The sequence below is a fragment of the Vitreimonas sp. genome (assembly GCF_035627415.1).
Classification (GTDB): domain Bacteria; phylum Pseudomonadota; class Alphaproteobacteria; order Caulobacterales; family Aquidulcibacteraceae; genus Vitreimonas.
The window spans coordinates 18735-32372 of record NZ_DASPLU010000038.1; the positions used below are offsets into that span (position 1 = coordinate 18735).

At 66.8% G+C, this 13638-nt stretch carries 12 protein-coding genes; 5 read left to right on the top strand and 7 right to left on the bottom strand.

The window, feature by feature from the left end; all coding sequences use genetic code 11:
• Positions 1 to 108 precede the first annotated feature (108 nt).
• The 5 genes from VEA80_RS18810 to VEA80_RS18830 form a co-directional block, all read right to left on the bottom strand.
• Positions 109 to 1620, bottom strand: coding sequence for a serine hydrolase domain-containing protein (locus tag VEA80_RS18810; RefSeq protein WP_325062329.1), 1512 nt, complete (start codon positions 1618 to 1620; stop codon positions 109 to 111).
• Between the two features lie 57 nt (positions 1621 to 1677).
• The gene (locus VEA80_RS18815; RefSeq protein ID WP_325062330.1) at positions 1678 to 2208 is read right to left on the bottom strand and encodes a hypothetical protein; all 531 of its coding nucleotides are present in this window, start codon (positions 2206 to 2208) and stop codon (positions 1678 to 1680) included.
• A complete protein-coding gene (locus VEA80_RS18820; protein WP_325062331.1) occupies positions 2208 to 2705 on the bottom strand; it encodes a hypothetical protein in 498 nt (165 codons plus the stop codon). Before VEA80_RS18820 ends, VEA80_RS18815 begins: the two co-directional genes overlap by 1 nt.
• 1 nt (position 2706) lies before the next feature.
• Positions 2707 to 3396 carry a response regulator transcription factor gene (locus VEA80_RS18825; protein ID WP_325062332.1) on the bottom strand — a complete coding sequence of 230 codons (690 nt, stop codon included), beginning with the start codon at positions 3394 to 3396 and terminating at the stop codon, positions 2707 to 2709.
• 76 nt (positions 3397 to 3472) lie between these two features.
• Positions 3473 to 4147, bottom strand: a complete 675-nt coding sequence (locus VEA80_RS18830; protein ID WP_325062333.1) for a YggS family pyridoxal phosphate-dependent enzyme — start codon at positions 4145 to 4147, stop codon at positions 3473 to 3475.
• Between VEA80_RS18830 and VEA80_RS18835 the strand changes: the two genes are divergently transcribed.
• Positions 4146 to 4733 carry a thiamine phosphate synthase gene (locus VEA80_RS18835; protein ID WP_325062334.1) on the top strand — a complete coding sequence of 196 codons (588 nt, stop codon included), beginning with the start codon at positions 4146 to 4148 and terminating at the stop codon, positions 4731 to 4733. The two genes, VEA80_RS18830 and VEA80_RS18835, sit on opposite strands and share 2 nt — an antisense overlap.
• Here VEA80_RS18835 and VEA80_RS18840 read toward each other — a convergent pair.
• A complete protein-coding gene (locus VEA80_RS18840) occupies positions 4730 to 5191 on the bottom strand; it encodes an NtrZ family periplasmic regulatory protein (protein ID WP_325062335.1) in 462 nt (153 codons plus the stop codon). The genes VEA80_RS18835 and VEA80_RS18840 overlap by 4 nt on opposite strands.
• A gap of 290 nt (positions 5192 to 5481) precedes the next feature.
• Between VEA80_RS18840 and VEA80_RS18845 the strand changes: the two genes are divergently transcribed.
• The 4 genes from VEA80_RS18845 (at position 5482) to holA (ending at position 10435) form a co-directional block, all read left to right on the top strand.
• A complete protein-coding gene (locus VEA80_RS18845) occupies positions 5482 to 5985 on the top strand; it encodes a DUF3576 domain-containing protein (RefSeq protein ID WP_325062336.1) in 504 nt (167 codons plus the stop codon).
• Positions 5986 to 6039: 54 nt separating this feature from the next.
• Complete coding sequence (gene leuS / locus VEA80_RS18850; RefSeq protein WP_325062337.1) at positions 6040 to 8760, top strand: leucine--tRNA ligase; 2721 nt, start codon at positions 6040 to 6042, stop codon at positions 8758 to 8760.
• A 161-nt stretch (positions 8761 to 8921) separates the two neighbouring features.
• Positions 8922 to 9416, top strand: a complete 495-nt coding sequence (lptE, locus tag VEA80_RS18855; protein ID WP_325062338.1) for an LPS assembly lipoprotein LptE — start codon at positions 8922 to 8924, stop codon at positions 9414 to 9416.
• Entirely contained in the window at positions 9413 to 10435 is a 1023-nt protein-coding gene (gene holA, locus VEA80_RS18860; RefSeq protein ID WP_325062339.1) for a DNA polymerase III subunit delta, read from the top strand. Before lptE ends, holA begins: the two co-directional genes overlap by 4 nt.
• Before the next feature lie 16 nt (positions 10436 to 10451).
• On the opposite strand, the gene VEA80_RS18865 is transcribed toward holA, so the two are convergent.
• Positions 10452 to 13628, bottom strand: a complete 3177-nt coding sequence (locus tag VEA80_RS18865; protein WP_325062340.1) for an FG-GAP-like repeat-containing protein — start codon at positions 13626 to 13628, stop codon at positions 10452 to 10454.
• Positions 13629 to 13638: the final 10 nt, after the last annotated feature.

The following is a 13638-nucleotide window of genomic DNA, read 5'->3' on the forward strand; positions in this document are numbered from 1 at the left end:
CGGCCCCGCCCTTTGCTGAAGGCGGAGAGCCAACCAGCGTCCTTTACGAATGCGTTTGATGCAGATCAAACCCGGCGCTCGCGTCGCAGTCACGGCCGCAGCAAAATGCTAGTCCCCGCGCAGCGTCACATTCAGCCGGAGCGCCTGGATCGTCGGCGGATTGGTCGGCGCCAGCAGCAGCACGCCCTGGATGTCAGCGCGCTCGCAGCGCCACAGGAATTGTCCCGCCAGCGCGCCGGTCGCGACGATCTCGTCATCGGTATCGCATTCGCCCGCTTCCGCCTTGAGCCGCCGGAACTCCCGACGCCAGTTCGCCGCTGAGCGATCCATCAGGAAGTTCATCGCCAGCTGCCGGCGGCCGGGCTCAATCGAGCTTGCTTCGAACATCGCCTGCGCGGCGGCGTACGTTCGCGCGAGATCGTCGCTCACCGCCAGCTCGCGCCGGCGCAGCAGGCCGTCGCGATGCAGCATCAGCGCCGCTTGCGTCACCGGCGGCGCGGGGCCGGCATAGGTTCGGTTGGCGAACGCGAAAACGCCGACGCCGTATTCCGGCAGCAGCAGCAAATACGAGCCGTAGCCCGGATAGCCCCCGCCGTGAAACATAGCCGTGCCGAGCACGCAGTCGCGCACCAGGTTGAACCCCATCGCATAGGCGAGCGCGATGCGGCAAGGCTCTTCGCCCTCGAGCCCCGGACGGGAGCGCGTGGTGATGAAGTTGAGCCCTTGCGCCAATTCGCGCACGCTCGAGCGCCGCACCGGACCGGTTTCCGGACCGTCCCGCGCCGGCCAAGCCGAGAGCAGAAAGCCGACCCAGCGCGCGTAATCGTGCGCGCTCGTCTGCACCCCGCCCATCGCCCCGAAAGCGCCGTGCGCCATGTCCGGTTCGCGCGTCCAACGCTCGTTCTCCCAGCGATAGCCGAGCGCGCGGCGCTGTTGTGGGGCGGCGAAGACATCGTACCCGGTGGACGTCATGCCAAGCGGACGCATGATCTCTTGCTCGATGTAATCCGCATAGGGCCGGCCCGAGACGTTGGTGATGATGCGACCGAGCAGCGCGTAGCCGAAGTTCGAGTACTCGAACTGCGTCTGCGGCGCGCGCGTGAACGGCACGCCTTCGGCCAGCATGCGGGTGAAGTCTTCTTCCGAGAGCGGCGTCTGGCGATCGCCCCAGGGATCGTCGGTGACGAGCCCGCCGACATGCGAGAGCAGATCGCGTACGCGGATGCGCGGGGAGTCCGTCGTCGGATAGCGCCAGCTGCGCATCTCTGGCACGTACGTCTCGGCCAGCGCGTCAAGCTGGAGCCGGCCCTCATCCCGCAGCTTCAGGATCGCCAGCGCCGTGAACGCCTTCGACATCGAGGCGATGCGGAAGAGGCTGTCGCGTTCGACCGGCCGATGCGTGCGGATATCCAGCTCGCCCATCGCCGTGGTGTGCGCGAGCTCGCCGTCGATCACGATCCCGTAGATCAGACCGGGCACATGCGCATCGCGCTGGTATTGCGCGAACACAGCGTCGATCTCGGGGATGACCTGCTCCAGCGTGCGCGGCGCGACGGGTTGCGCGAATGTGGGTGTCGGCGCGAACGCCACGAAGAACACCGCCGCCAACCAGCTCCGCATGAGGTCTCCCCGATCGATGTGGCGCCAAGGTGCCACGTGTTTCGGGGAAAGGCGAGCCTAGCCGCCGATCAGCGCCACGAGCCGGCGTGTGGTGCGCTCCGTCGCGGCGTCGCCCGCCGAGCGGTCGAAGAGCCACACGAACACGATCGCGGTGTACGCCAGATTGAGCGCCGAAGCCGACGGCGACTTGGCCTGGGGCCGCAGGCATCCGAGCATCACATCGGCGGTCCGTTGCATGCGCGCCAGCGCTTGTGCGGGATGAGCGATGTCGAACAGCATGACCCGGCGCACGAACGGCTTCAGCGACAGGTTCTGCTGCAAGCGCTCGATAATCACAGCCGCAAGATTCGGCGCCGCTCGGCCGCGGAAAGCGGCCGCCATGCTGGCGTCCGAGGCTTCACTGATGAACCAGATTGCGTCACGCGAGCCGCGCGGAAAGTGCCGGCGCCAGGCCGCACTGTCTGCGCAGACGTCAACGGCGGCCGCTTGGAGCGTGCACCTGTTCCAACCGGCCTTCGCGGAACGTTCGACCAGAGCCTGGGCCAGTCGGACTTTCTCCGCCGGCGCATCGGTGAGGTCCCACCGCATCAGCCCAGCGCCATGGCGGCGGCGCGGCAAGCGCTCGTCGTTGCTCTCCGCCCGGCTGAGCCGTCCAAGAGCCACACCAGCACTGCGGCGCTATAGGCCAGCACCAGCAGCCAAACGCGAATCTCACCGCTCTTGCCGGCAAGCCGCAGCATGCGCCGGGCCGTGATCCCCGTGCGCGCGAGCGTGTCCGCGGGATGCCACAGGTCGGATCTCGCAAGCGCGGCTACCGCCGGGCGCAAAGACTCGTTGTCCGCGAAGCGCCAGACCAAAACGTCGTACAGTGTCGGCGTTTCGTTCTGCCAGCGGCGGAGCATGCGCTCGTCTGCGGCTTCGTTCAGGTCGCGCGCGAGCGAGCGGACGCCGCGCGGCCACAAGGCTTTCTCTCGATCTTCGGCGATGCCGCGTTGCGTGCAGAAGCCCCGCAGCGCCGCGGCGTTCCAAGTTGTGGCGGAAGTGGCGAAATCGCTGGCGAGCGACAAACGCTCCGCGCGGGTCACGTCACACCTGCAGCCGATAGCCGCCCGTCTCCGTGATCAGCAGCTTCGGACTTTGCGCGTCGGGCTCGATCTTTTGGCGCAGGCGATAGATGTGCGTCTCCAGCGTGTGCGTCGTCACGTTGGCGTTGTAGCCCCACACTTCGCGCAAGAGTTCGTCCCGCCCGACCGGCTTTTCGCCGGAGCGATAGAGATAGCGCAGGATCGACGCCTCCTTGTCGGTGAGGCGGATCTTCTTCTCCTGCGGATCGACCAGCAGCCGCATGGCCGGGCGGAACTCGTACGGGCCGATGCGATAGACAGCGTCTTCGCTGGCCTCGTGGCTGCGGAGGTGCGCGCGGATGCGCGCCAGCAGCACCGAGAACTTGAACGGCTTCAGCACGTAATCGTTGGCCCCGGCGTCGAGCCCGCGGACCTGCTGTTCCTCTTCCTGGGCGGCGCCGGTCAGCATGATGATGGGCGACTTGACCCCCTGCTCGCGCAATTGGTGGCAGGCGTCAAAACCGTCCATGTCCGGCAGCGACACGTCGAGCACGATCGCCGCCGGCTTGTGCTCGGCTGCGGCGGCGAAGCCCTCGGCGGCGCTGGAGGCGCCAACGCCCCCGAACCCCTCTTCGAGGTCGAACTGCTCGACCAGCGCCTGCCTGAGGTCGGCGTCGTCGTCGATGATGAGGATGATCGTGTCGCGGGCCATCGGTCGTGAACTTACCCTGGAGGTAATGACCATGTCCTTTCAAGCTTTTGCAACCGGGAGCCCTTGGGGAAGGCGGTCAGGCCCGCACGCCGAACAGCGCCGAACCCACCCGGACCTGCGTCGCGCCGAAGCGGATGGCCGTTTCGAAATCATCGCTCATGCCCATGGAAAGTTCCGGTAAGCCGTTGCGGGCGGCGATTTTTGCGAGCAGGCCGAAGTGCATGGCCGGCTCCTCGTCGATGGGTGGAATGCACATGAGGCCAGCGATCGGAAGGCCATAGCGCTCGCGGGCCTCGCGGATGAAGGCGTCGGCCTCGGCGGGGGCGATCCCGGCCTTCTGCGGCTCCTCGCCGGTGTTCACCTGCACCAGCAGCTCCGGGCAACGGCCCGCCTTCTGCGCCGCTTCAGCCAACGCCGCCGCCAGCTTGGGCCGGTCGAGGCTGTCGATGGCGTCGAACAGGCGGACCGCGTCGAGCGCCTTGTTGGACTGGAGCGGTCCGATGAGTCGCAGACGCAGATCGGGATGGCGCGCGCGCCGTTCGGCCCAGCGCGCCTGCGCTTCCTGGACTCGGTTCTCGCCGAACAAACACTGCCCGGCCGCGAGCATCGCTTCGATCCGCTCGTCCGGCTGTTGCTTTGACACCGCGACCAGCGCAACTGCATCGGGCGCGCGGCCGGCGGCGTGGGCGGCGGCGGCGATGCGGGCAAGGAGCGAAGCGCGCGCGGCGGCGATTTCGGAGGCGATGTCCATGAGCTCGGTTCACGCACTAGCCGCGCAAGCGCAGCGCCTCAACCGCGATGCGGGCGGGCCGGCCATTCCGGCGCTGTTTTTCTTCACCGACCCCAAGCGCACGCCCGACCCCTGCGCCATCGCCCGCCGCCTGCCGCGCGCGACGGCGATCGTCTATCGCCACTTCGGCGCGGCGGAACGTGCGCAAACCGCGGGGAAACTGGCTTCGATCGCGCGCGCCCGCGGGCTCCTTCTACTGATCGCCGCCGATCCGGAGCTGGCGCAGCGCGTGGGCGCCGACGGCGTGCATTGGCCGGAAAGGCTGACGGCCGCGCGCGTAGGCCGGCTCATGACGGTGAGCGCCCACGGCGCCGAAGGCCTCGCCCGGGCCGAAGCAGCGGGCGCCGACGCGTGCGTGCTCGCGCCCATTTTTCCCACCCGCAGTGCGTCTGGCCGGCCGCCGCTCGGCCTCTTCCGCGCCAGCCAGCTGGCGCGCGCGGCGCGAACGCCGGTGATCGCTCTGGGCGGGGTGAACGCGGACACGGCGCGGCGCCTCGGCGGACGCGGCTTCGCGGGGCTGGCGGCTGTGGACGCGTTCGCGGCTTAGAAGCGGAACGCGGACTCGATGCGGACATCGGCGCGCGGCTCGTCGCGCGGGTCGACCGGGGCGATGGCGATCGGGCGCTCTTCAGTTTCGACGCTGACTTCGCCGCCCACGCGCATGTTCGGCGTGAACTGGTAATAAGCGCCGAGCGAAGCCTGATCGCCGCGGCTGCCTTCCGGCGACCGTTCGATGCGCTGGGCTTCCCTCAGGTCAACCGTGACGCCCCAACGCTGGTTGAGCGTCCAGGCCGGCGCCAGGATGCGGTCGTTCTCGTTCTCGCCGGTGATCGACTCGGTCACGCCGTTCGAGGTGGTGAACCGCTGGTACCAGGGAACCGCCGCGCGCGTGGCCGTGGTTTCCACCGGGCTGACCGAGGCGGCCGGGGCCTGCTGCGCATGCGCGACGCCGGCCGTCGCCAGAACGGCGGCTCCCGCGATCACGAATGTAGCTGGCCGAAACACCCGACTCTTCCCCTCAGCTCTAGGCCCTAGCTGCCCACTATAACCGAATCGCTTGGGCGGTGCTGTGAATTTAAGGTCACACGTCCCAGCGAATATTTCGTCAAAATCTTGGCGGCGGCCTTTGTTCCCGATCTGCTCGCGATTTCCCCGATTAGTGAATCTGGAGAACTCGCAGCCACAACATAGCCAGCTTCGCAGTGGACCACTGGTTCTCATCCGGGCGCATGATATATGGGCTGCCCCGCCCGGGGATGAAGGCGGCGGTAACGATCACCTGGAGGGAATATCTGATGACGCAGGCTGGGCGGACGCTCTTGAAGGGCGCTCTCTTCATGGTGGCGGCCGTAGCGCTTTCGGCGTGCTCGATGTTCCGCGGCGACGACAGCCCGGCCGGGCAATCGCGCGCCGACGCCGACCGTGATCGCGGCGGCATTTCCCTGTTCGGCGGCGGCGGCGGCGACGACCAGGAAGCCGGCATCGGCGTCAACTCGTTCCTGTGGCGCGCTTCGCTGGACACGCTGAACTTCATGCCGCTCGAGTCGGCCGATCCGTTCGGCGGCGTCATCATCACCGATTGGTACTCGGACCCGACCACGCCGAACGAGCGCTTCAAGGCGACCGTCTACATCCTCGACACGCGCCTCAGGGCCGACGCGCTCAACGTCTCGATCTTCAAGCAGACGCAGGCGAACGGCCAATGGGTCGACGCGGCGGTGGATCCCGACACCGAGATTCAGATCGAGAACGCGATCCTGACGCGCGCGCGCCAGCTGCGACTTAGCAACGTCCGCTAGACAAGAGCGTTCGTTTTTCGTCTTAACAGCGCTCCGGAAGGGGCGTGAGCAGCCATGTCGTCAAGGTACAATCATCGCGAAGTCGAGCCGAAGTGGCGCGCCCGCTGGGCCGACGCCGGCATCGACCGCGCGCTCTCGCCAGAGCAAGCCAAGGGCAAGAAGAAGGCCTACGTCCTGGAGATGTTCCCCTATCCGTCGGGGCGCATCCATGTCGGCCATTCGCGCAACTACACCATGGGTGACGTGATCGCGCGCTTCCGGCGCGCGAACGGCTACAATGTGCTGCACCCGATGGGCTGGGACGCGTTCGGCCTGCCGGCGGAAAACGCCGCGATGGAGCGCGGCATCCATCCTAAGGGCTGGACCTACGACAACATCGCCGCGATGCGCGAGCAGCTGAAGCTGCTCGGCCTCGCCATCGACTGGTCGCGCGAACTCGCGACCTGCGATCCGGCCTATTACAAACACCAGCAAGCGATGTTCCTGGCCTTTTGGAAAAAGGGGCTCGTCTATCGCAAGAAGCAGAAAGTGAACTGGGACCCGGTCGACATGACCGTGCTCGCCAACGAGCAGGTGGTCGACGGCAAGGGCTGGCGCTCCGGCGCGCCGGTAGAGACGCGCGAACTCGAACAATGGATGTTCCGCGTCACCGCCTACGCTGAAGATTTGCTGCAAGCGATCGGCGGCCTCGACAAATGGCCGGACAAAGTGCGGCTGATGCAGTCGAATTGGATCGGCAAAAGCCAGGGCGCCAAGATTTGGTGGGACATCGCCGCATTTCCTCCCCCGCTTGCGGGGGAGGTGGCGAGCGCCAGCGAGCCGGAGGGGGCGCGTGCAACTGCCCCCTCCGTCGCCTTCGGCGACACCTCCCCCGTAAACGGGGGAGGAAAGAGCGAGCCCAATCATGCGCGCGACCCGATCGAAATCTACACCACGCGCCCGGACACATTGTTCGGCGCGAGCTTCCTCGCGCTCGCGCCCGATCATCCGCTGACGAAAGCGATCGCCAAGCACAATCCGGCGGTGGCGAAATTCATCGAGGAATGCGCCCATCTCGGCACGTCGGAGGCCGACATCGAGAAAGCGCCGAAATTCGGCGTCGATCTCGGCGTGCGCGTGCGCCACCCGTTCGATCCGGATTGGATTTTGCCGGTGTGGGGCGCGAATTTCGTGCTCTCGACCTACGGCACGGGCGCAATCTTCGGCTCGCCCGCCGGCGATCAGCGCGATTTGGACTTCGCCAACAAATACAAGCTGCCGTTCAAGCCGGTGGTGCTGCCGCCCGGCGCCGATGCCGCGACGCATACGATCACAACCGAAGCCTTCACCGGCGACGGCGTGATCTACAATTCGCGCTTCCTCGACGGCCTTTCCACGCGCGACGCGATCGCGCGCGCGATCGACGAACTGGTGAAGCTCGGCAAGGGCGAGGCGACGACGCAATGGCGTCTGCGCGACTGGGGCGTCTCGCGCCAGCGTTATTGGGGTTGCCCGATCCCGGCGATCCACTGCGCCAAATGCGGCGTCGTGCCGGCGCCGGCCGAGAGTTTGCCGATCGCGCTGCCCGAGGACGTGACGTTCGACAAGGACAGGCCCGGCAATCCGCTCGACCGCCATCCGACTTGGAAGCATGTGAAGTGCCCCTCCTGCGGCGGCGAGGCGCAGCGCGAGACCGATACGCTCGACACGTTCGTGGATTCGAGCTGGTACTTCGCCCGCTTCACCGATCCGAACAATCCGGACGCGCCGTTCGACAGGAAACTCGCCAGTTATTGGCTGCCGGTCGATCAGTATGTCGGCGGCGTGGAGCACGCGGTGCTGCACCTTTTGTATGCGCGCTTCTTCACCCGCGCGATGCGCGACTGCGGCTATCTCGACGGCCCCGCCAACGGCGAACCCTTCGCCAGCCTCTTCACGCAAGGCATGGTGGTGCATGAGACGTACAAGTCTCAGAGCGGCGCTTGGCTGTTGCCGGAAGAGACGGACGTAAAAGACGGCAAGCGTATCGATCTCGCCACCGGCCAAGCCGTCGAAATCGGCGCCATCGAGAAGATGTCGAAGTCCAAAAAGAACGTCGTCGATCTCGACGCGTTCGTGCAGGATTTCGGCGCCGATGTCGCCCGCTGGTTCGTGCTCTCCGATTCACCGCCGGAGCGCGATGTGGAATGGACCGCCTCCGGCGTCAAAGGCGCCTGGGGCTTCGTGCAGCGCGTGTGGACGCTGGTGGACAATCACGGCCACCCCGCGCCCAAGGAAAAAGACGCGGCGCCCGCCACGAACCCCGAAGCGCACGCCCTGCGTCAGCTGGCGCACCGCACCATCCAGGCCGTCACCGACGACATCGAGCACTTCCGCTTCAACGTCGCCGTCGCGCGCTGCTACGAGCTGGTCAACGCCATCGCCAAGCTGAAGGCTGACGATGGCGGCTCGATCTTCGCTCGCGGCGAAGCGCTGCGCATCCTGATCCAGCTGATCTCTCCGTTCATGCCGCACCTGGCGGAGGAGTGCTGGGAGAAGCTGGGCCTGGTCGGCTTCGTCGCCGTCGAGCCCTGGCCGGTCGCCGACCCGGCCCTGGCGGCGCGCACCACGGTGACGCTGCCGATCCAGGTGAACGGTAAGAAACGCGCCGAGATCGAGGCGCCCAAGGGCGCGGCCGAGGCCGATGTCCGGGCGCTCGCGCTGCAACACGCTGCGGTTAAGCCCTTCCTGGAGGGCGTCACCATCCGCAAGGTCATTGTCGTTCCCGACAGGATCGTGAATATCGTTGCCAATTGAGATTTGGGCGGATCGAGTTTTCATCGTCATTCCGGGGCTCGGCGCAGCCGAGAACCCGGAACCCAGGGGCAATTGAGGCGCCCTACGATCCCCTGGGTTCCGGATCGCGCTTACGCGCGTCCGGAATGACGAGCTAAGGTGATCGCTCCGGAGTGCCTTGTATGCGTGTGCTCATCGCCAGTCTGACACTGCTTCTGGCCGCCTGCGGCTTCCAGCCCATGTACGCGCCCGCCGGCGGCGGCCCCGCCATCGGCCCTGTCTCGATCGAGGAGATCGAAGGCAAAGCCGGCCACGTGCTGCGCACCGAGCTCAGCCGCATCCTTTCGGTCGAGAACGGCGATGCCCCACCGTCACAGCTCGAGATCACGCTGCTCGAACAAGTCACCCCGCTCGGCATCCGCCGCGACGAGTCCGCCACGCGCGCCGAGCTTCGCCTGATCGCCAATTACGTGCTGACGCCGCCGCAGCCCGGCGCGCAAGTGATGCGCGGCTCGGTCGTCACCGTTGTCAATTACGACATCCCCACCGCCGCCTTCGGCGAGATCGCCGCGCAGGACGATGCGCGCGAGCGCGCGGCCGAGACCATGGCGCAACGCTTCCGCGCCGAGCTTGCGCTGCGTATGGCGCAGGCGCGCGAGGCCGGCGCGGCGCGGTGAAAATCCAGGGCGCCTCGATCCGGCGCTTCCTCGACAAGCCGGACAAAACCGTCCGCGCTGTCCTGCTCTACGGTCCCAACGAAAGTTTCAGCCACGAAGCGGCGCAAAAGCTCGCCGCCTGGGCTGTCGGCAAGAGCGACGATCCCTACGCAATCACCAAACTCGGCGACGACGACATCAAGAAAGACGCCGCGCGGCTCGTCGATGCGCTCTCGGCGCAGTCGCTGCTGGGCGGGCCGACCGTGGTGTGGGCGCGCCTCGCCGGCAAAGGCGCGGACGCGGCCATCGTCGATGCGCTCGAAGGCTACGAGCGTGACGAGCCGCTCGGCTATCTCATCGTCGAAGCCGGCGATCTCGGCTCGACGGCCGAGCTGGTGAAGAAGTTCACCGCCGCCAAGAACGCCGCCGTTATCGCCTTCTACGAAGAGACCGACGCCGAGCGCGCCCAGCACGCGCGCACGCTGGCGAAGGAAATGAGCATCACGTTCGAACGCGATGCGGAGGAGACGTTTCTAAGCGCCCTGCCCGTCGATCGCGGCCTCGCGACGAAAGAAATCGAGAAGCTGGCGCTCTACGCCCACGGCCTCGGCCGCCCCATCAGCACGGCCGATCTCGAAGCGCTGATGACGGACGAAGGCGAAAGCGCGCTCGACGCCGCCAGCCTCGCCGCCGCGCAAGGCCGCGCGGCGCAAGCGGTGGAAGCGCTCGCCCGCATCGACGCGCTCTCCGGCGTCTCAGCGTTGCGTGCGCTGCTCAGGCGCATGCATCAATTGCGCGAGGCGCGCCTCTTGATGGATGGCGGCATGAGCGCGACCGACGCCGTCGGCAAACTCCGCCCGCCCGTGTTTTGGAAAGAGCGCGACGCCGTCGCCGCGCAAGTCCGGCTCTGGAGCGGCAAGAAACTCAACGCCGCTTTCGACATCCTCTGGGCCGCCGAACTCCGCTCCAAGACCGCCGGCGCCCCGCAAGAGCTGATCGCCGCCGACGCCTATCGCGGCGTTGCGAAGCTGGTGGGTTAGCAATTAGGCCGCGGCCTTAGATCCAGCCCCACTCGTCGCCGAGCGTCGCCAGCGCGCCGGCGGATTGGATCGCATTGCCGTTCAACAGCCAGACGAACACGGTGCCGGTGTCGTTGTTCTGCCAGGCGACGTCATCGCGGCCATCGCCGTTGAAATCGCCTACGGTCTGCAGAGTCCATTCGGCGGGGTCGATGCTGGCCAGCACGCCCGCGCTCGTCAGCACGCCGTTCTCCATCTGCCAGCTGACGATCAAGCCGTCGTCGCGCTGCCAGATCAGGTCGGAATAGCCGTCGCCATTGATGTCGGCGACCGCGCCCAGGCTCCATTCAGTTCCAGCGAACGCAGACGTCGGCGCCGCGCCGGCGATGCTCATGCCGTCCATGTTCCAGATGAAAGAGAGCCCGTCGTCGCGCCGCCACAACAGATCTTCGCGGCCGTCACGATTGAAATCGCCGACGCCGTCGAGCGTCCATTCCGGGCCGAGCGCCGTCAGCGCGCCCCCGTTGACGATCGCCGCGCCATCCATCTGCCACATGACAACGGTGCCGTCGGCATGGCGCCAAATGAGATCGTCCTTCCAGTCGCCGTTGAAGTCGCCGGCGGCGAGATAGCTCCATTCGGAGCTAAGCGTCAGGACGTCGGCTTCGGCCTCGATCGCGGCGCCGTTCATTTGCCAGTTGAACACGCGTCCGTTGGCATCCTGCAGCAGGAGGTCGTCGCGCCAGTCGCCGTTGAAGTCCGCCGTGCCAAGCACGGTCCACCCCGGCGTCAGCGTCGCGAGCCCTTGCACCGATGTGATGGCTGTGCCGTTGACGCTCCAGCTCGCCAGGAAGCCGTCATTGCGCAGAAACAGCATGTCCGACGTGCCGTCGCCGGTGAGCGTCCGGTTCGGCGCGCGCAGATAGACGTCGCCCCCGCCGACAAACGTGACGTGCTCGACGTTCACGTACGTGTCCGTTTCATCCGAATACGTGAACGTCCAACTGCCGTCAGGATTCCGATGCCAGGTCGCGGTTGCCGCCGTCCATGCGAACTGGGCGGAATCGTACCCTTCGCCGCCGTCGAAGAAGCCGACGTCCAAGCTCCCATTGAAGAAATCGTCCCCGGCGCCGCCATAAAACGTGTCGTTGCCCCAGTGACCCTCGAAGCTGTCATTGCCGTCGCCGCCGTGCGCGGTGTCGTTGCCGAAATAGCCGATCAGCACATCGTCGCCTGCGCCGCCGTGGAGCGTGTCGTTGCCATCCTCGCCGTCCACCACGTCGTTGCCGGCGCCGCCATCGAGGGTGTCGTCGCCGTAATAGCCTTCCATATGATCGTCGCCGTCGTCACCGTAGATTTGATCGACGTCGTGACCCCCGACCATTGTGTCGTTGCCGCCGTCGCCGTGAACGACATTGAGTCCCGAGCCTGCATTGATGACGTCGTCGCCGCCGCCGCCATGGATCTCGTCGTTGCCGTACTCCGCGTCGAACGTGTCCGCCCCGGCGCCGCCATAGATCGTGTTGTCGCCCGTCTGCGCATCGAACACGGCGCCTGAATCGTCGCCGTAATAGACATCGTCGTAGAAGCTGCCCTCGATCGTCTCGACGCCCACGAACGTGGCGACCGCGCCGTTGGTGAACGTCACCGTGCCGGCCGGCATGTTGATCACCAACGCAGTCGCGCCGAAGGAGAGCCGATCGAGTCCTGCGCCGCCGTCGAAGTGCTGGTTGGCCGGCGTCACGACCTGGAAGCCGGACAATATGTCGTCGCCCGCGCCGCCCTCGACGTGATCGGCGCCGTCGGCCGCGCTGATCGTGTCGGCGCCATCGCCGCCGTAGAGCTGATCGTCACCGGCGCCGCCGAAAAGCGAATCGTTGCCGACACCCCCATGGATATCGTCGTGGCCGGCGTCGCCGCGCAGCGTGTCGTCGCCGCCTGCACCGTCGAGCCAATCGTCAGCGTCGCCCGCGGTGAAGGCGTTGGCGTTGGCGTCTCCGGTCAGATGATCGGCGGCGGCGCCCGTGGTCACGTTTTCGATCGCCGTGATGAGGTCGCTCACGCCGTTGTGCGAAGCGGCGCTCGTCGCGAGGTTCAGCGTGACGCCCTGCCCGGACGCCGAATAGTCCAACGTGTCCGCGCCGCCGCCGCCGTCGATCGTGTCGGCCCCGTCGCCGGCGACGAACGTGTCGTTGCCGATGCCGCCGGTCATCACATCGCCGCCGGCGCCGCCATCGAGCGTGTCGTTTCCGTCGCCGCCTTCGATCGTATCGACGCCGGCATAGCCGAACAGATTGTCGTTGCCGCCGAGGCCCATCAGGCCGTTGTCTTGATCGTTGCCGTAAATGGAGTTCGCCAGCGCGTTGCCGGTGCCGAAGCGCGCGGCGCCCAGCAGCGTCAAATTCTCGAACACCGCCGAAAGCGCGTAGTCGTAACCGACGAAGATGTGATCGCTGCCGCTCGCGCCGGTCTCGCTGATCGTGTCGTCGACATCGATGTAATAGGAATCGCCGCCCTCGCCGCCGACCAGCGTATCGAAGCCCGCCTCGCCGCGGAGCACGTCGCTGCCGCCGCCGCCGCTCAGCAAGTCGTCGCCGCCGCCGCCATAGAACGTGTCGCTGCCGTTGCCGCCATAGAACTCCTCGAGGAAGTCCGAGCCATAGGCCGTGTTGGTCCAGCTGGCGAAGGTGATGCTGATGCCGCCTTCGACATTGCGGATCGTGTTGAAGGTGGAGAGCTGGCCGACGCCGCCGGTGCTGAGCGGGCGCAGATCGACCGCCGCGTTGGCGCCCAAGCCGCTCAGATCGATCAGCGCGAGGTCGTTGCCGGTCCCGCCATCGAAATTGTCGAACGCGCCGCCGCTCAGGAAATCGTCGCCGCCTTCGCCACGGAGATCGTCGCTGTTGGTATCCGGGATCGGGCTGGCGATGCCGCCGGAGACGAACAGGTCGTTGTCGGCAAGGATGTCCGAGCCTTCGCCGCCGCGGATGAAGTCGTTGCCGCCTTCGCCGAGCAGCAGATCGTCGCCGGCGTCGCCAAGGATCGTATCGTTGCCAAAGCCGCCGATGACCGTATCTGCGCCGTCGCCGGCATTGATCGTATCGTCGCCGCCAAAGCCGCCTAGCGTGTCGTCGCCGCCGAAGCCGTTGATCGTGTCGGCAGAATTCGTGCCGGAGATCGGATCCGCGTTTGGCGTGCCGTTGAATGTCGGCATTTGACTTCCC